We start from the raw sequence: 18,733 nt of genomic DNA on the forward strand, positions 1-18,733 counted from the left end.
GCTCTGGTACAAGGATGCGGTGATCTACCAGGTTCACGTTAAGTCTTTTTTCGACTCCAACAATGACGGGATCGGCGACTTTCCCGGCCTTATCGCCAAGCTCGATTACATTGCCGATCTGGGCGTCAACACCATCTGGCTGTTGCCGTTCTACCCCTCGCCACGACGCGACGATGGCTACGACATCGCCGAGTACCGTGGCGTGCACCCCGACTACGGCACCCTGGCCGATGCCAAACGCTTCATTTCCGAAGCCCATAAACGCGGTCTGCGGGTGATCACCGAACTGGTCATCAACCACACCTCGGACCAGCACGCCTGGTTCCAGCGCGCGCGCAAGGCCAAGCCCGGCTCGGCGGCCCGCGACTTCTATGTCTGGTCCGATAACGATCAGAAATACGACGGCACCCGCATCATCTTTCTCGACACCGAGAAGTCCAACTGGACCTGGGACCCGGTGGCCGGTCAGTACTTCTGGCACCGCTTCTATTCCCACCAGCCGGACCTGAATTTCGACAACCCGCAAGTGATGAAAGCGGTGCTGTCGGTGATGCGCTACTGGCTCGACATGGGCATCGACGGCCTGCGGCTGGACGCGATCCCGTACCTGATCGAGYGCGACGGCACCAACAACGAAAACCTCCCCGAGACCCACGACGTCCTCAAGCAGATCCGCGCCGAGATCGACGCCAATTACCCCGATCGCATGCTGCTGGCCGAGGCCAATCAGTGGCCGGAAGACACTCAGCTGTATTTTGGTAACACCGACGCCAAAGGCCAGAACGGCGACGAATGCCACATGGCGTTTCACTTCCCGCTGATGCCGCGCATGTACATGGCGCTGGCCCAGGAAGATCGTTTCCCGATTACCGACATTCTGCGCCAGACTCCGGAAATCCCTGCCAACTGCCAGTGGGCGATTTTCCTGCGCAACCACGATGAATTGACCCTGGAAATGGTCACCGACAAGGAGCGCGATTACCTGTGGAATTACTACGCGGCCGACCGTCGGGCGCGGATCAACCTGGGGATTCGCCGGCGTCTGGCGCCGTTGATGGAACGCGATCGTCGTCGCGTGGAGTTGCTCAACAGTCTGTTGCTGTCGATGCCCGGCACGCCGACCCTGTATTACGGCGATGAAATCGGCATGGGTGACAACATTTACCTCGGCGACCGCGACGGTGTGCGCACGCCGATGCAGTGGTCGATCGACCGTAACGGCGGCTTCTCCCGCGCCGACCCGGCCAGTCTGGTGTTGCCGCCGATCATGGACCCGCAGTATGGCTATCTGTCGGTCAACGTCGAAACCCAGGCCGGCGACCCTCATTCATTGTTGAACTGGACCCGGCGCATGCTCGCGATACGCAAGCAGTCCAAGGCCTTCGGTCGCGGCACGCTGAAGATGCTGTCGCCGAGCAATCGCCGGATCCTGGCTTACACCCGTGAATTCACCGGCGCGGACGGCAAGCACGAGATCATTCTGTGCGTGGCCAACGTGTCCCGCAGCGCGCAAGCGGCGGAGCTGGATCTGTCGGCGTATGTCGGCATGGTCCCGGTGGAGATGCTCGGCGGCAATGCGTTCCCGCCGATCGGCCAGTTGAATTTCCTGCTGACGCTGGCGCCTTACGGCTTCTATTGGTTCGGCCTGGCAGCGGAGAACCAGATGCCGAGCTGGCACGTGGAGCCGGCGCAAAGCCTGCCGGACTTCACCACGCTGGTGCTGAAGCAGCGCATGGAAGAGCTGCTCGAAGCGCCGTCTCGGCAGTCACTGGAGCAGGGCATTTTGCCGAGCTGGTTGCAGAATCGCCGCTGGTTCGCCGGCAAGGACGGCACCATCGACAGCGTCAACCTCGCTTACGGCGTGCGCTTCGGCGACCCGCAGCATCCGGTGCTGTTGAGTGAAATCGACGTCACCAGCGCTGGCCAGACCAGCCGCTATCAATTGCCATTCGGCTTTATTTCCGAGGAACAGGTCGGCGCCGCGTTGCCGCAGCAATTGGCGCTGGCCAGGGTCCGTCGCGGTCGTCAGGTCGGCCTGATCACCGACGCCTTCAGCCTCGACAGCTTTGTTCATGCAGTGTTGCAGGGCATGCAGGCCAGTACGGTGTTGCCCTCGGACGGTGGCGAGATCCGTTTCGAGCCTACTGATGAATTGGCCAAACTGGGGCTGAGTGCCGAGTCGCAGGTGCGTTACCTGTCTGCCGAGCAATCCAACAGTTCGGTGGTGATCGGCACCAGCCTGGTGCTGAAGCTAATCCGCAAGGTCGCGTCAGGGGTGCACCCGGAACTGGAAATGAGCGCGTACCTGACCCATGCCGGTTTCAAAAATATTTCGCCGCTGTTGGGAGCGGTGATTCGTCGCGATGCGGCGGGCGAGGACACGCTGTTGATGATCGCCCAAGGTTACTTGAGCAATCAGGGCGACGCGTGGGAATGGACCCAGAACAACCTCGAACGGGCGCTTCGTGACGAGCTCGCCGATGCCGTGTCCGAGCAGGAACAGCACTACAACGCCCTCGGCGAGCTGAAGGATTTTGCCGGCATGCTCGGCCAGCGCCTGGGGGAGATGCATCAGGTACTGGCGACCCCGAGCGCCAACCCGGACTTTGCCCCACACATCATGAGTCAGAAAGATGCCCTGGCCTCGGCCAAGGACGTGGCGGCGCAGCTGGAGCATGCACTGAAGCTGCTCAAGCAACATCAAACCGAACTGAGCGTGGCGGACCAGACATTGGTCAGCCGCTTGCTGGACAACAAGAAAGCCATCCTCGGACATATCCAGGAGCTGGGCAAAAAGGCCGCTGGCGGCTTGCGTATCCGCGTCCATGGCGACTTGCACCTGGGGCAAGTGCTGGTGATCAAGGGTGATGCTTATCTGATCGATTTTGAGGGTGAACCCGCGCGGCCGCTGTGTGAGCGCCGCGGTAAACACAGCCCCTATAAAGACGTCAGCGGCGTGTTGCGCTCCTTCGATTACGCCGCGGCGATGGCGATAAATGTACACAACGTCGACAACACGGCGGATGCCCAGGCGGCGCGTCAACGGGTCGCCGATCGCTATTTGAAAGAGGCGCGACAATCATTTGTCGACGCTTATCGGCTGGCGGCAGCTAGTCTTGCTCATGCATGGCAAGATCCTGAAGGCGAGGATGCTGCGCTGGCGTTGTTCGGTCTGGAGAAGGCGGCTTACGAAGTGGCCTATGAGGCTGAAAACCGCCCCACTTGGCTACCGGTGCCGTTGCACGGTTTATATGGATTATTGAGTGGGCTTAAACCCTTTTCCGATCTTGGTGGAGAGTAGTCATGAGTTTCTCGAACAAGGAACAGGGGCACGTTAAAGAGGCGCTGCTGCCCAAGGCGCGGGATATCGACGCATTGGTACGCGCCGAACATCAGGATCCCTTCGCAATTCTCGGCCCGCACAGCGATGGCGCTGGCGGGCAATTCATTCGGGCGTATCTGCCGGATGCCTTGAGTGTGCAAGTGGTGGACAAGGCCTCCGGAGAAGAACTCGGCAGCCTTGAGGCGACCCAGACGCCGGGGTTGTTCGTCGGGCACTTCGAGCGGGCACAGCCTTATCTGCTGCGAACCCGTTGGGCCGGCGGTGAGCAACTCGCCGAAGACCCTTACAGCTTTGGCCCGTTACTTGGCGAGATGGACTTGTACCTGTTCGCCGAGGGCAATCACCGGGATCTGAGCAGTTGCCTCGGTGCGCAACTGAAGACAGTCGATGGCGTGGAGGGTGTGCGCTTCGCCGTGTGGGCGCCGAACGCCAGAAGGGTCTCGGTGGTCGGCGATTTTAACGTCTGGGACGGTCGTCGGCATCCGATGCGCCTGCGCCATCCCACTGGGGTCTGGGAGTTGTTCATCCCGCGCCTGCAAGCGGGGGAGGCCTACAAATACGAAATCCTCGGCGCCCACGGCATTCTGCCGCTCAAGGCCGACCCGGTGGCCCTGGCCACCGCGCTGCCGCCGGATACCGCATCAAAAGTCGCCTCGCCGCTGAAAGTCGACTGGCAGGACCAGGACTGGATGCTGTCCCGCAGCGAGCGTCAGCGAACCAGCGCACCGCTGTCGATCTACGAGTTGCACGCCGGTTCCTGGCAATGCGAGCTGGATGACCTGGGCGAAGTCGCCCGTCAGTACACCTGGCCTGAACTGGCCGAGCGGCTGATTCCGTACGTCAAAGAGCTGGGTTTCACCCACATCGAACTGATGCCGATCATGGAACATCCGTTCGGTGGCTCCTGGGGTTATCAACTGCTGTCGCAATTCGCCCCGAGCGCCCGTTACGGCTCGCCGGATGACTTCGCTGCTTTCATCAACGCCTGCCACCAGGCCGAAATCGGCGTGATCCTCGATTGGGTGCCGGCGCATTTCCCCACCGACACCCATGGCCTGGCGCAATTCGACGGCACGGCGTTGTACGAATACGGCAACCCCATGGAGGGTTTTCACCAGGACTGGGACACGCTGATCTACAACCTGGGCCGCACCGAGGTACACGGCTACATGTTGGCGTCGGCGCTGCACTGGCTCAAGCATTTCCACGTCGATGGCCTGCGGGTCGATGCGGTGGCGTCGATGCTGTATCGCGATTATTCGCGCAAGGCCGGCGAGTGGGTGCCCAACCGTCACGGCGGTCGGGAAAACCTGGAAGCCATCGATTTTCTGCGCCATCTCAACGACGTAGTGGCACTGGAAGCACCGGGCGCACTGGTGATTGCCGAAGAATCCACGGCGTGGCCGGGTGTCAGCCAGAGCACGCAACAGGGCGGGCTGGGTTTTGCCTATAAGTGGAACATGGGCTGGATGCACGATTCGCTGCATTACATTCAGCAGGATCCGGTGTACCGCGCCCATCATCACAACGAACTGAGTTTCGGCCTGGTGTATGCCTGGTCCGAGCGTTTCATCCTGCCGATTTCCCACGACGAAGTGGTACACGGCAAGCATTCGCTGATCGACAAAATGCCCGGCGACCGTTGGCAGAAGTTTGCCAACCTGCGGGCTTACCTGAGTTTCATGTGGACCCATCCGGGCAAGAAACTGTTGTTCATGGGCTGCGAGTTCGGCCAGTGGCGGGAGTGGAATCACGATCAGCAGCTGGACTGGTACTTGCTGCAATATCCGGAACACCAGGGTGTGCGCAAGCTGGTCGGCGACTTGAATCGGTTGTATCGCGAAGAGCCTGCCCTGCACGATCAGGACGATGTACCGCAGGGCTTCCAGTGGTTGATCGGCGACGACGCGATCAACAGCGTTTATGCCTGGCTACGCTGGAGCAAGGAGGGCAGGCCGGTATTGGTGGTGGCCAACTTCACCCCGGTGCCGCGTCAGTCCTACCGCGTCGGCGTGCCGTTTGCCGGGCGCTGGGTCGAGTTGATCAACAGCGACGCCGACACCTATGCCGGGTCCAATTACGGTAACGGTGGCGGGGTGTTCACCGAGGAAGAACCGAGCCATGGGCAGGCACTTTCCCTGGTGTTGAATTTGCCGCCGTTGGCGGTGTTGATTCTGCGACCGGAGGGTTGATCGAAAAGATCGCAGGCTTCGCCAGCTCCTGCAGGATCGGGACCGTCCCAGGTGGGCGGGACAACGTTGAACTGTAGGAGCTGCCGAAGGCTGCGATCTTTTGATTTTTTTACCAACGCATCCGCACCCCAAGGCTGCCAATCAACCCGTTCAAATCATTTTCAACCACATTGCTGCTGTAGTCGGCGCTGACATACAGGCTGACCGAAGGCGTCACTCTGGCCACCAACCCCAGACCCACGTCTACTGTCGATGAATTGCGACTGCTGCTGATTTTGTCGACCTGATCCAGGCTCACTGTGTTGCCCGTGTACACCGTGTGCCACAAATTGGTCCGCACATAGGGTTCGACCGGCAGGCCGTTGATATCGTAATTGCCTTTCAAGCGTGCACCGACCCGACCGCTCCAGGAGGTCAGGTCGCTGGACGAGGCGTTGCCTGACCCGGCATATGGCGTATCCAGCGTGATGCGTTGATTGATCAACTGCGCCTGGGGTTCAACCACCCAGTTGTCGCCCAGGCCAATCGGGAAACCACCTTCCACCGACACTGTCATCGCGCTGCCTTCGGTGGTTTGTCGCACGCCCTGGTCGTTGCGGCTAAAACCGCTGACCCGGCCGCCGCTGGCCGTCAAGTCGACGTGCCAGCCTTGCGCCCCGGTCAGGCTCCAGTAGGCACCCAGGCTTTGGCCTTGAAGGTTGAGCGTGTCATGGCTGGGGTCGGCGAGGGCGCGGCTGGTCAGCAGGCCGTTGTCGTTACCCTGGAATTGAGCGGTGCCGCCGATCAGTCCGACCCGTTGGGTACTACCGCTGTTGCTTTGCACGGTCAGGAGCGCCGGGCCTTTGAATTCGCTGGCTCCGGGGATCGTGCCCTGGGCCAGATAATCGGTTTGGGCCTGCCGCGACGTCGGGCCATAGACGTGGTCCCAGGCCAGGGGGGCGGCGTCTTCGATCGTCAGGCGTGAGCTGGGTAAGTCTGAGTTGACGCGTAAGCGGTCGGGATACGTGGCCAAGCCGAAGGGCAAGGTAATTGTCGGCAGTTGCTGGCTGTACCAGGGCGTTGTTTCGTCCTCGGCAGACGACGCTCGCACCTCCATGGATGAGCACAGCAGGAGTGAACCGGAGACGACGCAAAAAGTGAATTTTATCTCTTGTGGGGTGAATGAAGTTCTCATGGAGGTCTACCTTGCAATCGCATGCGTATCTCGCTGTGGCGTCTCTCCTACCCCGAATGAGGGGCGACCGAATGGATTGAGGCAAGGTCCGACCCGCCCGTTTTACGGGGGTCTGGAGGCTTGCCCCTGATGGATTTCCGGGGGTAGTAAGGACTAGCTAAGAAGACCGATGACGCTGCGTCAAGAAAATGGCCGATAAGTGGTACGGCTATTTCAGACTCTGTAAGTGACTGATTATTGGCGCTGATCTAAGTTGTTGTTTGTACGAAAAATCATCCTGAAAGGTGCAATCCAGACGTATTGGGTAGTGGGCTATCGGTTGCGTGACGGATGAACAGTGCAAAATCCATGAGCAAGTCCGTGACGTGATTACTGTCATTTTTTCTGCTTCAGGCTGCAGTTCTTGGCGCMTGTCGCTTGACGGTGTTACAGGCGTACCTCCACCGCCAGCGGCAAATGGTCCGACAGGTGCGTCCAGGGCTTGTAGCCGAGTATGCGCGGCTCATGACTGCTGGCATTGCGCAGGTAGATGCGGTCCAGGCGCAGCAGGGGAAACCGTGCCGGGTACGTTTTCGCCGGGCGGCCGTGGTGGCGTTCGAATGCTTCATGCAGGTAGTCGCGTCGGGCGAGGGTGGCATTGCCTTGCAACTGCCAGTCGTTGAAGTCGCCGGCAATGATGACCGGGGCGTCCTCTGGCAACGATTCGAGTAACAGGCAGAGCAACTGCAGCTGGAGTTGTCGATGGCTTTCCAACAGGCTCAGGTGCACGCAAATGGCATGCACTTCGGCATGGCCCGGCACATCCAGCACACAGTGCAGCAAGCCGCGCCGCTCGGGGCCGGTGATCGAGACATCGAGGTTGCGAAATTCGCGGATCGGGTATTTCGACAGCAGGGCATTGCCGTGATGGCCGTCGGGGTAGACCGCGTTGCGACCGTAAGCGAAATCGCTCCACATGCTGTCGGCCAGGAATTCGTACTGCGAGGTCGGTGGCCAGTCGTTGTAACGGGAAGAATGCCGGTCATGCTCACCGACCACTTCCTGCAGAAACACCAGGTCCGCCGACGTACTGCGTACCGCTTCGCGCAGTTCCGGGAGGATGAAACGTCGGTTGAGGGCGGTGAAACCCTTGTGAGTATTGACCGTCAGTACTCTGAGTCGGCGAATCGCCGGGGGCGTGTTCGATGGCACTGATTCGACGGCTTGGCGTTCGGCATCGTGGGTCACGTTCACTCCTCTGAATCAGGGCTGCTGTATGTATGCGACTGATGCGTGGGCGAGCAGTTCAAACACATTCACCACAACCCCGTAGCAGCTGTCGAGCACCGCGAGGCTGCGTTCGGCGGCGTAGCCGTCGTAAAACCAGAACCTACGGTGCAGCAGGCAAACCGCGTCAGCCGGATTCACGACGGCTACGCCGCCGAACGCAGCCTCGCAGGCTCGGCAGCTGCTACAAACGAGTCCGGTTGCTGCATGGCATCAGACAAACACAATTTCATACGGCAACCGCATGCGTTCCAGAATCACTCGTGGCAGCAGCGGGGCGATGCCGATCGCCGGTTCGCCGTCGAGCTGGCTGGCGTAGGCATAGGTGGCGTGGCTTTTGCGCGCGACAGTCCAGGTGTCGAGGCGTAGCTTGCGCGCGCGATGCCAGGGGATCAGCCCGTGCTCGCGCATCGGCCAGTGCCAGGCCCAGACCGGTATTTCGTTGAGCGTCGCCCCTACCAGGGCGGCAGCCCTGGCGCTGGCACGGCCGACAGCGTCGTGGTCGACGATGCCGTCTTCGCGCCAGGTGGTGAACACCACATCGCCGGGGCGCAGGTAGCGGACGATGAATTGGGTCAATTCAGACTCTCGCTCGGCCAGAGCGTTGTCGGTGAAGCCGCCGCGAATCCACTTCAGGCTGTGCATCGGCAAGCCGAGTCGACGCAAGGCTTCGACACTTTCCTGGGGGCGGAACACGCTCAGGCGCTTTTCCGACCACTGACGCGACCCCGGATGGCTGGCGCTGCCGTCGGTGATCGAGATCAGTTGCAGAGGATGACCAAGGGAGCACAACAGTTGCAGCAGGCCACCGCAAGTCACCACTTCATCGCCGGGATGCGGGGCGATCACCACCGCGCGAGCTCCAGCAGGGACCAGTGTTTCGGTGTTGATGACGGGGATGTTGTCCAGTTGTGGGGCGCTGTTCCAGATCTGCGCAGGCAAGCTGTTTTCGCTGATGGAAACCGGTCTCATAGGCGCTACGTCCTTGTTCTGTCTGGCCCTCAGTCGTGCGCAATGCTTACGGGAGCAAGCCTGGCAGACCCGTGAAGGCGGGTAGATAGCAATGTGCGGCGCTCCGAACCCTGGATTGCCGCGTTCAGAGTATTGCTCATGAAACGCTATTCGTCGCCTCAGCCTTTGGTCTGATGCGGTTTTTTTAACCCTGGCTGTGTCGGGGTTCGCAAAAAGTCACCGAAACCGTCCTTTGGTAGCAGCTGCCGAGCCTGCGAGGCTGCGTTCGGCTGCGAAGCAGTCGTGAAGTCAAACGATGCGATCTTGCAGATATACCGTGCACTCAGGTTTTACGGCGGCTGCGCAGCCGAACGCAGCCTCGCAGGCTCGGCAGCTGCTACAGATATTATGGTGATCACTCTCACTCTTCTTCCTCATGCTGCAGTTCAAACAACAGCAGCGAACGGCCGGTAACCGAGTATTGGCGACCAAACTCAAAGCGTTCCTGGCCCCGAATCGACGGTTGATTGGTATCGATCATGCAGGTCCAGAAACCGCCGTCAGGCACTTCCGGCAGCAGGAAGTTGACGATGTCATGGTGCGCGTTGACCACCAGCAGCAGGGTCGCGTCGGCACCCTTGCGGCGAATGCCGGTTTCCTGGGCGCGGCCATCGAGCAGTATGCCCATGCAGCGACCGTGGCCTTCTTCCCATTGCTCATTGGACATTTCGCTGCCGTCCGGGGCCAGCCAGGTCACGTCCTTGACGCCGATGTCTTCGTTGTAATTACCCACCAGGAAGCGCCCGCGCCGCAGGATTGGATAGGCCAGGCGCAACTTGATCAGGCGTTTGACGAACTTGAGCAGCGCCTTGCCGTCTTCGCTCATGTCCCAATTGACCCAACCGATCTCGCTGTCCTGGCAATAGGCATTGTTGTTGCCTTTCTGGGTGCGGGCGAACTCGTCGCCGGCCACCAGCATCGGCGTACCCTGGGACAGCAGCAATGTGGCGAAGAAGTTGCGCATCTGCCGCAGGCGCAGGGAATTGATCTCGGGATCGTCGGTGGGGCCTTCGACGCCGTGGTTCCACGACAGGTTGTTGTTGCTGCCGTCCTGATTGTTCTCGTCGTTGGCCTCGTTGTGCTTGTCGTTGTACGACACCAGATCGTTGAGGGTGAAGCCGTCATGGGCGGTGACGAAGTTCAGCGAAGCATACGGTCGACGGCCGCGCTGGTTGAACATCTCACCGGAGGCGGTCATGCGGCTGGCGAAGTCGGCGAGCTGGCCGTCGTCACCTTTCCAGAACGCGCGCACGGTGTCGCGGAATTTGTCGTTCCATTCGACCCAGCCCGGCGGGAAGTTCCCGACCTGATAACCGCCGGGGCCACAGTCCCAGGATTCGGAAATCAATTTCACCTGACGCAGCACCGGGTCCTGGCGACAGGCGACGAGGAAGCTGTGCCGTTCGTCGAAGCCGTCATGGTAGCGGCCGAGGATGGTTGCCAGGTCGAAACGGAAACCGTCCACGTGCATTTCCGTGGCCCAGTAACGCAGCGAGTCAGTGACCATTTGCAGCACGCACGGGTGGCTCAGGTCCAGGGTGTTGCCGGTGCCGGAATCGTTGATGTAGTAGCGTTTGTCGTCGGGCCTCAAGCGGTAGTAAGAGGCGTTGTCGATGCCGCGCATGGACAGGGTCGGGCCTTGTTCGTTGCCCTCGGCGGTGTGGTTGTAGACCACGTCGAGGATCACTTCCAGATTGGCCTCGTGCAGATGCGCGACCATCTCCTTGAACTCGGCGATCTTGCCGCTGGCCAGGTAGCGCGGGTCCGGGGCAAAGAACGCAATGCTGTTGTAACCCCAATAATTGGTCATGCCTTTGTGCAGCAGATGCTGGTCGTTGACGAAGGCATGGATCGGCAGCAACTCCACAGTCGATACGCCGAGCTTGCGGATGTGTTCCAGCACATCATCGACCATCAACCCGGCGAAGGTGCCGCGCAGGTTCTCGGGAACGGCGGGGTGAAGCATGCTGAAACCGCGTACGTGAGTCTCATAAATGATCGTCTTGTCCCATGGCACGCTGACCCGATGGTCATGGCCCCAGGTGTGGGCCGGGTCGATCACTTTGCACTTGGGCACGAAGGGCGCGCTGTCGCGCTCATCGAAACTGAGGTCGGCGTCGGGGTGGCCGATGGTGAAGCCGAACAACGCTTCGGACCATTTCAATTGGCCGACCAACTGTTTGGCATAGGGGTCGATCAGCAGTTTGTTCGGGTTGAAGCGATGACCGTTGGCCGGGTCGTACGGCCCGTACACGCGATAGCCGTAGATCAGCCCCGGATGGGCGTCGGGCAAGTAGCCGTGGTAGGTCTCATCGGTGTATTCCGGCAGCTCGATGCGCTCAAGTTCCACCTCACCGGCATCGTCGAAGATGCACAGTTCGACCTTGGTCGCGTGAGCCGAAAACAGCGCGAAATTGACCCCCAGGCCATCCCAGGTCGCGCCTGGCGGGAAGGGCAAGCCTTCACGGATTCGCGAGGYCTCGTGAGGTTCGGGCGCGGTTTTCTTTGGACTGGTCATAGCTGCTCCTGCAACGGTATTTTTCGAGGGCGCTCTGTGGCGAGGGGGCTTGTCGGAACGCCGCATCGCCCCGTTGGGTCGCAAAGCGACCCTTAAACCAGTCACCGCAATTCTTTAATCAGCAACGTGGCGTCTGGTTTACGACTGCTTCGCAGCCGAACGGGGGGCAAGCCCCCTCGCCACAAATCAGGACAAGACAGTGAAGCGTCAGACCTCGGGTGGTTTACGCGCGGTGCGCGGCTTTTTCACTGTGGTTTTTTCGCCCGGCGGGATCACTGCCGAAGCGGCAGCGGGTTTGGCTTTGGGCTTGGCGCGGGGTTTGGTTTCGAGGCCCTTGCCATTGACCAGCTTGCCGTCGGGCTTGCTGGCCGCGGGCTTGCTTGCGGTTTTGCTGCTGCTCGCTTTGGCTGGTTTGCCGGGCGCCAGGGCTTCGGCCTCGGCGAGTTTGCAGGCCATCTCCCAATGGCGGGCTTCCTGGCCCTCGGGTTTTCCTTCGGATTCCCAGATTTGATAGGCAAATTCGCGAATGCGTTTTTCGTCGGTACTCATCGCAATGCTCCTGAACTGAACTCAAGTTTGGGTAAAGAGATTGACCGGGAAATCCCCCAGCGCGGCGCCGACCATCAGCTCCTTGTGTTTTGTGACTGCGACGCTGGTAAAAAGTCCCTTCAGATTTTCTTCGGTGGCGGTGAACGGCAATTTGATTCGGGTATCGCCCCACAGCGACGCGTCAATCCGGGGGGCGGCACTGTTTTCCAGCAGTCCGGCACAACGTATCGGTACGGTCACGATTGCCAGTTTTCCCTGCCATTCTCGAGCAAACGCCAGTACCCGGTGAGCCTGGCTGCCAATCACTTCAAGGGCTTGGTAAGTGCCTTTTTGAAACAGTTCGGCATGCTCGGCACGCCGGTTCAGCGCCCGGGCGATCAGGGTTTGCTTGATGCGTCCGTCACGCCAGTTCGCCAACAGAGCGGGCAGGTCAAGCGGTAGGTGCATGGCCTGCTGACGGCTGACGTAATCCACCGGCCGGCGGTTATCCGGATCGACCAGCGAGAAGTCCCAGAACTCGTTGCCCTGATAGAGATCCGGCACCCCCGGCACGGTCATTCGCAGCAAGGTTTGCGCCAATCCATTCAGTGCACCCGGGACGGCAATGCATTGAGCGGCTGCCTCGATGGCCGCGCGCAATGGCTGACCTTCGGGGCTTAGCAGCAGGCGTTCGAGAAACCCGTGGGTCGCCTGTTCATATGCCTCGTTTGACGCGCTCCAGCTGCTTTGCAACTTGGCTTCGCGCAGGGCTTTGCGTTGCCACTGCCAGAGGCGTTTGGCGTAGTCCTCGAGCGCAGGTTGATCGTCGCTACACAATTCCAGTGGCCAACTGCCGAGGATTGCTTGATAGAGAATCAGCTCGTCGCCCGCCGAGGGCGCGCCGGGGTCGCTGCGCAGTTCGCCCGCGAGGGTTCGCCAGTGCTCGACCTGTTCGGCGTACCAGGCGCTGCGCTCGCTTAACACCGCCAGCCGCGCGCGGGTGTCTTCACCGCGTTTGTGGTCGTGGGTCGCGGTGGCCAGCAGGTTGTCGGGGAACTCGGCGAGGCGATTGGCGCAGGCGGCATGGAAGTCGGCAACCGGGGCGCTGAACTGCTCGGTGTTGTAGCCGACATCGTTGCGCGACAGCAGCACCGCCGAGCGATAAAGCGCGGTGTCTTCCACCGCTTTGGCCGCTGTCGGTGAGGTCAGTTGCTGGAAGCGCACGCAGGCATGCTTGAGCAGTTTGCGTGGACGGCCCACCGGTCGCTTGCGCCAGGGTTGGCCACCGAGCCAGCCGGCCAGGCAATCGAGCACCGGCCAGTCGGCCTCGCCAAGGGTTTGCCTGGCACCGGCCATGGCCTGCTGGAAAAACACGTCATCCTGGGCCGCACGACCCAACGGGCTGATGTAAGTGCGGTACACCGGGAAGTGCACGATCAGTTCCTGCAAGGCCCGTCGGATCGCGCCGAGGGTCAGGTCCCGGGTCATCAGGTCGTCCCGGGCCACTTGCAACAGGGCGTGGGCAACACTTTCGAAATCCCCGGCGAGGGAGCCGTTGAGAATCTGCTGGCGCGCCAGTTGTGCTTCCTGGCGGAAATCGGCGGGCCGTTCGCTGTGCCGGCTCCAGAGTTCACCCAAGGTCTGGGTGCCTTCGGGGTCGTGTTGCAGCAGCGACAACTGGTTCATGAATTCATAACCGGTACTGCCATCGACGCACCAGTCGCGGTGCAGGGTTTCGCCTTCGCCGAGGATCTTCTCGACGTAGATCGGCAGGTGTCGGCCGGGTGCCATTCGATCGACTCGACGTCGCAGTTTGCGGCAGTAGCCACGCGGGTCGGCGAGGCCGTCGATGTGGTCGATGCGCAGTCCGTCGACCAGACCTTCGGCCACCAGCTCGAAGATTTTTGCATGGGTCGCTTCGAACACCGCCGGCCGTTCGACGCGCAGGCCGCCCAGTTCATTGATATCGAAAAAGCGCCGCCAGTTGATGTCGTCCGCCGCGGTGCGCCAACTGGCCAGGCGATAACTCTGGCGCTCCAGCAGGTTATGCAGGCGCTGGAAACCGTCGGGAGTGAGCGAGTCGTAAGTGTCGAGGGTGTGCTGGATGGCGTGCAGAATGGCCGGATCACTGGCCAGTTCCCGCAGCTCGGCTTTCAGTGGAATCGCCAGGCTGTACACGTCGGACTGATAACTCAAGGTGTCGAAGCGATCTGCCAGGGATTTGAGCCGTTCAGCCTGCTCGGCATTCAATCGGTTATTGGCCTTGAGCAGTTCGCCGTAGTCGGTGGGGCATATCGGGAAGTGGTGTTCATAGTGCACGACATGAAAGGCGCCGCGCCGGGCATCGAAACGCAAGGGCAGGGTGCCGTCCTGCAAGGCGATGCCGTAGTCGCTGCCCAGAAAAGGCAGCAGCAACTGGCCTTCCATCAACGGGTCGGGCGAGTGCCACTGAATGTCGAAGAACTCGCCGTAAGGGCTCAGCCGTCCCCATTCCAGCAAGTCGAGCCACCAGGGATTGTCGCCACCGCCGACGGCCATGTGGTTGGAAACGATATCGAGGATCAGCCCCATGTTCTGTTCGCGCAACGCAGCGACCAAACGGCGTAACGCCGCGTCGCCGCCCAGTTCAGGGTTGACCGTGGTCGGGTCTACCACATCGTAGCCGTGCATGGAGCCGGCGCGGGCGGCGAGCAGCGGTGAGGCATAGAGATGGCTGATGCCCAGGCTGGAAAAATACGGCACCAGTGGCACCGCTTGATCCAGGGTGAAGCCTTTATGAAATTGCAGCCGCAGGGTCGCCCGCAGCGGCTGGCTGAGCGGTTGATTCATTGGTCACGCTCGGCCGCCTGAAGTCGCGCACAGGCGAGCAGTTCCAGGCGGCGGGCGGCGTCCGGATCATCGAGCAGGCTTTCGCTGTCGCCGGGCAATCGGCGGGACCAGTTGGGGTGGGTGTCGGTGGTGCCGGGCAGGTTGGCCTGCTGTTCGATACCCAGGGCATCCTCCAGTGGCAGCAACACCAGCGGCGCGCGGGTATGACCGAGGAAGCGGATGGCGGCGTCGAGCACCTGATCGGTTTCATGGGACTCTTCACGGAAATTTTGCGGGTCCTGGCTCAGCACCCGGCGCAAGCCTTCGCGCTCGCGTTCGCGATGTTGACGCCATTCGATTTCACCCGTGGCGTCGACCAGGCCCAGGCGTGCGCTCCAGTCGATATCGCGGCCATGCCACCAGCCATTGAGCGTCGGCAGGTCGTGGGTGCTGGTGGTGGCCAGGGCGTTGTCCGGCCAGTCGAGAATCGGTTTGAAGTGTGTGTTGTCCTGTTCGAACAACAGCACGCGCATGCCGAGGATCGAGCGCGCGATGAGTTTTTCGCGCAGGCCATCAGGCACGGTGCCAAGGTCTTCGCCGAGGACGATGGCCTGATGCCGATGGGATTCGAGGGTCAGAAGGCGCAGCAGATCATCCACCGGATAATAAAGGTACGCTCCGTCGCTGGGCGGTGCGTCTTTAGGGATCACCCATAGCCGTTGCAGGCCCATGACGTGATCGATGCGCAGGCCGCCGGCATGGGCGAAATTGGCCCGCAGCATTTCGATGAACGCGCGAAAGCCGTTACGCACCAGACCTTCGGGGGAAAACGCGGAAATCCCCCAGCCCTGGCCAGTGCGGTTGAGGATGTCGGGTGGCGCACCCACTGTCAGCGAGGCGAGTAATTCGTCCTGGCGACTCCAGGCCTGGCTGCCGCCGCCGTCAGCGCCCACCGCCAGGTCGGCGATCAGGCCGATGCCCATGCCGGCACCACGGGCGGCGGTTTGTGCGCGCTCCAGGCTGCGCGCAATCAGCCATTGGCAGAATGCGTAATAGCCGATGCGGGCCGAGTTCTCTTCGGCAAATTGCGCCAGAGCGGCGCTGCGCGGGTTACGCCATTGCTCGGGCCACTCGCGCCAGTCGAGGCTTTCACCGCGCCTTGCACGGGCTTCCTGGATCGCTTCGAAGCGGCAATGATTTTCCAGCGCTTCGCCACCGGCGTGACGGAAGCTGCTGAAGTCGGCATGCAAGGGGTGTGCGCCGTGGGTGAATCCTTCGTACAAGGCTTCCAGCAAGCGATGTTTGGCCTCGGCGGCGGTGGGCCAGTCGATGAGCTGTAAGGTTTCCAGATGCTTGAGTTCGCCAGCCAGGCCCGTGGCGTCGATTGCGGTGCGCAGGGCACGCTCACCGAGAATCGCGCCGGGCGCTGCGTACAGGCTATTGAGAAACAGACGGCTGGACGGCGAGTAAGGGCTGTAGCGCTGGGTGTCGCCGCTGAACATCGCATGCAGCGGGCTGATCGCTAATGCTTCGGCGCCCCGTTCGCCGGCCACCCGGGCCAGATCTTCGAGGGCCTGGGTATCGCCGAAACCGCCATCGCCGGGGCGGCGCAGCGAATACAATTGCACGCTCAGGCCCCAGGCGCGCGGGGTTTGACTGTCAACGGCTTCGCCGACGCTGTAGCAGCGCTCGGGCGCCACCGCCAGGGTGAACGACTGATCGTCGATGCTGACGTGCTGATAACCCACCGGCACCAAACCGGGCAAAACAGCGTTGTCATCGAGCTTGAGGTTGAGCCGCGAGCCGTCTTCGAGATGGATCTCACACGGGGTTTGCGGTGCAAAGTAGTGGGCCAGATCAAGACCGACACCAACGTCGCAGGTCAGCAGCGGCGGCAGGTGCCGGGTTTGCTGTGCCTCCAGCAGTTGCAGCAGGCTGGCGTCGATTTCCTGGGCGGTGCTGGCGGGATGGCCAAGCCCGGCCAGCACTGAACGCAGCACCGCCGGCGTGACTTTTTGTGGACGGCCGTTGGCGTCGATCCAGTCGACGGCCAGGCCGGCTCGGCTGGCCAGTATTTCCAGTTGCGCATCGCTCATGGTCGCTCTCCATCCGGGGGTAGCAAAGGGGCTGCGGCTGTGAGGCTGACGAGCGCGCAATACGGGGCAAGGGTGCCCTGATCCAACAGACCGGCCGAGTGCGGCGGGTATTCGAACAGCAGTGTCGCGTCGGCCTGTGGGGAGTGGACCACGGCTGCGTCGCTGAGGTTCAGGTCAATGCGCAACTGACTGCCATCGCCCAGCCGCCAGCGTGCCGACACCGCGCCCTCGGCCAGTACCTGCGCCCCCAGCGCGTGGGCGCCGGGCAACTGCGGGATGATGTGTTGATGGCGGATTTGCAGCAGTCGACGATACAGCTCATGAATGGCCGGTTGCCGGGTGGCGGTCAGCTTCGGCCGCGACGCTTCGAAAGTCTGCATCGCGTTCGGGTCGGGAATCTGCTCGCGTTTGTGCGGGTCGGCAAAGGCGCTGAAGGCCGCGAATTCGTTGCGTCGACCTTCGCGCACCAACTCCGCCAGCTCACCATGGTGGCTGGTGAAAAACAGGAACGGTTGTTCGGCGGTGAACTCATCGCCCATGAACATCAGCGGAATCATCGGCGACAACAGCAGTAACACGGTGGCGGCACAGAGGGCCTCAGGCCGGGCCAGTTGATGCAAGCGCTCACCAAAGGCGCGGTTGCCGATCTGGTCGTGGTTCTGCAAAAAAAGCACGAAGGCCGTCGGCGGCAAGTGACCGCTCGGCTCACCGCGCGGCGTACCGTGGCGGGTGATATGGCCTTGAAACACGAAGCCCTGGCTCAGGCAACGGGCGAGTTGTTCGGTGGGGTTTTGGGCATAGTCGGCGTAATAGGCATCGGTTTCACCGGTAAGCAACACGTGCAGGGCGTTATGAGCGTCGTCGTTCCACTGCGCGTCAAAACCTTGCTCCAGCAGGCTGGCCTGGTTGTGCTCGTTTTCCGCCATCAGCCACACATGCCGCGCCGGATTGATATGTTGGCGAACCCGTTGCGCCAGCTCTTGAAGGAAGTCCGGGTCTTCGATGGCATGCACTGCATCCAGGCGCAGGCCGTCGAAACGGTACTCCAGCAACCACATCAGCGCATTGTCGATAAAGAAGTCACGCACCTCGCGCCGGCGGAAGTCGATGGCTGCGCCCCACGGCGTGTGTTGGTCTTCGCGGAAAAAACCTTTGGCGTAGCGATGCAGGTAATTGCCGTCCGGGCCGAAGTGGTTGTAGACCACGTCGAGAATCACCGCCAGGCCATAGCCGTGGGCCGTATCGATCAGGTGTTTGAGTTGTTCGGGCGAACCGTAGGAGGCCTGCGGTGCGTAAGGCAGAACCCCGTCATAGCCCCAATTGCGCTCGCCGGGAAACTGCGCCAACGGCATCAGTTCGATGGCGGTAATCCCCAACTCGACCAAGCGCGCCAGATGCTGCTCGACCTCGCTGAAACCGCCGAGCGCACCGACATGCAGTTCGTAGATCACCGCCTCGTTCCATGGCCGACCTTGCCAGGCACTGTGCTGCCAGCGATAGGCGAGGGGATCGACCACCACGCTGGGGCTGTCGATATCGCCCGCCTGGGCGCGGGAGGCCGGGTCCGGCACCTCCAGTTCGCCATCGATGTTGTAGCGGTAGCGGGTACCCGCGGGACAGCGGGTCTTGATCACAAACCAGCCGTCGGCCTGAGGCAGCAGCGGCAGGGATTGTCCGTTTTCCAGTTCAAGACTGACGTAAAACGCATCTGGCGCCCACAAGGCAAAACGCGTGTGTTCAGCGTCCAGCATGATTGCGCCGTGGGGCCAGGTTTCAAGAGTCCGTAACGGCATCGTT

10 protein-coding genes are annotated in these 18,733 nt (G+C 61.5%); 2 read left to right on the forward strand and 8 right to left on the reverse strand.

Annotation, left to right across the window (positions count from 1 at the left end; genetic code table 11):
* On the forward strand, nt 1-3,301 hold a 3,301-nt coding region (treS, locus tag AC1DIS_RS24280), incomplete at its 5' end, for a maltose alpha-D-glucosyltransferase (RefSeq protein ID WP_477781127.1).
* 2 nt (nt 3,302-3,303) lie between these two features.
* A complete protein-coding gene (gene glgB / locus AC1DIS_RS24285) occupies nt 3,304-5,535 on the forward strand; it encodes a 1,4-alpha-glucan branching protein GlgB (protein ID WP_477743009.1) in 2,232 nt (743 codons plus the stop codon).
* A 109-nt stretch (nt 5,536-5,644) separates the two neighbouring features.
* Here the strand turns inward: glgB and AC1DIS_RS24290 are convergent, their stop codons facing one another.
* From AC1DIS_RS24290 to treZ, 8 genes are all read right to left on the reverse strand, one after another.
* On the reverse strand, nt 5,645-6,709 hold the full coding sequence (locus AC1DIS_RS24290) for an autotransporter domain-containing protein (protein ID WP_477743010.1): 1,065 nt from the start codon (nt 6,707-6,709) through the stop codon (nt 5,645-5,647).
* A 426-nt stretch (nt 6,710-7,135) separates the two neighbouring features.
* Complete coding sequence (locus AC1DIS_RS24295) at nt 7,136-7,936, reverse strand: endonuclease/exonuclease/phosphatase family protein (protein ID WP_018926127.1); 801 nt, start codon at nt 7,934-7,936, stop codon at nt 7,136-7,138.
* Between the two features lie 252 nt (nt 7,937-8,188).
* Nucleotides 8,189-8,947 carry a PIG-L deacetylase family protein gene (locus AC1DIS_RS24300; RefSeq protein ID WP_018926126.1) on the reverse strand — a complete coding sequence of 253 codons (759 nt, stop codon included), beginning with the start codon at nt 8,945-8,947 and terminating at the stop codon, nt 8,189-8,191.
* Between the two features lie 400 nt (nt 8,948-9,347).
* Nucleotides 9,348-11,504, reverse strand: coding sequence for a glycogen debranching protein GlgX (glgX, locus tag AC1DIS_RS24305; protein ID WP_477781128.1), 2,157 nt, complete (start codon nt 11,502-11,504; stop codon nt 9,348-9,350).
* Between the two features lie 207 nt (nt 11,505-11,711).
* Nucleotides 11,712-12,053: a DUF2934 domain-containing protein gene (locus tag AC1DIS_RS24310; RefSeq protein WP_111453571.1), complete on the reverse strand. Its 342-nt coding sequence runs from the start codon at nt 12,051-12,053 to the stop codon at nt 11,712-11,714.
* Between the two features lie 21 nt (nt 12,054-12,074).
* Nucleotides 12,075-14,861: a malto-oligosyltrehalose synthase gene (locus tag AC1DIS_RS24315; protein ID WP_477743012.1), complete on the reverse strand. Its 2,787-nt coding sequence runs from the start codon at nt 14,859-14,861 to the stop codon at nt 12,075-12,077.
* Nucleotides 14,858-16,936, reverse strand: coding sequence for a 4-alpha-glucanotransferase (gene malQ / locus AC1DIS_RS24320; RefSeq protein WP_018926122.1), 2,079 nt, complete (start codon nt 16,934-16,936; stop codon nt 14,858-14,860). The genes AC1DIS_RS24315 and malQ overlap by 4 nt, the downstream gene beginning before the upstream one ends.
* Nucleotides 16,933-18,729, reverse strand: a complete 1,797-nt coding sequence (gene treZ, locus AC1DIS_RS24325; protein WP_477743013.1) for a malto-oligosyltrehalose trehalohydrolase — start codon at nt 18,727-18,729, stop codon at nt 16,933-16,935. The genes malQ and treZ overlap by 4 nt, the downstream gene beginning before the upstream one ends.
* Nucleotides 18,730-18,733: the final 4 nt, after the last annotated feature.

It is taken from the genome of Pseudomonas sp. 05N433 (genome assembly GCF_056396925.1).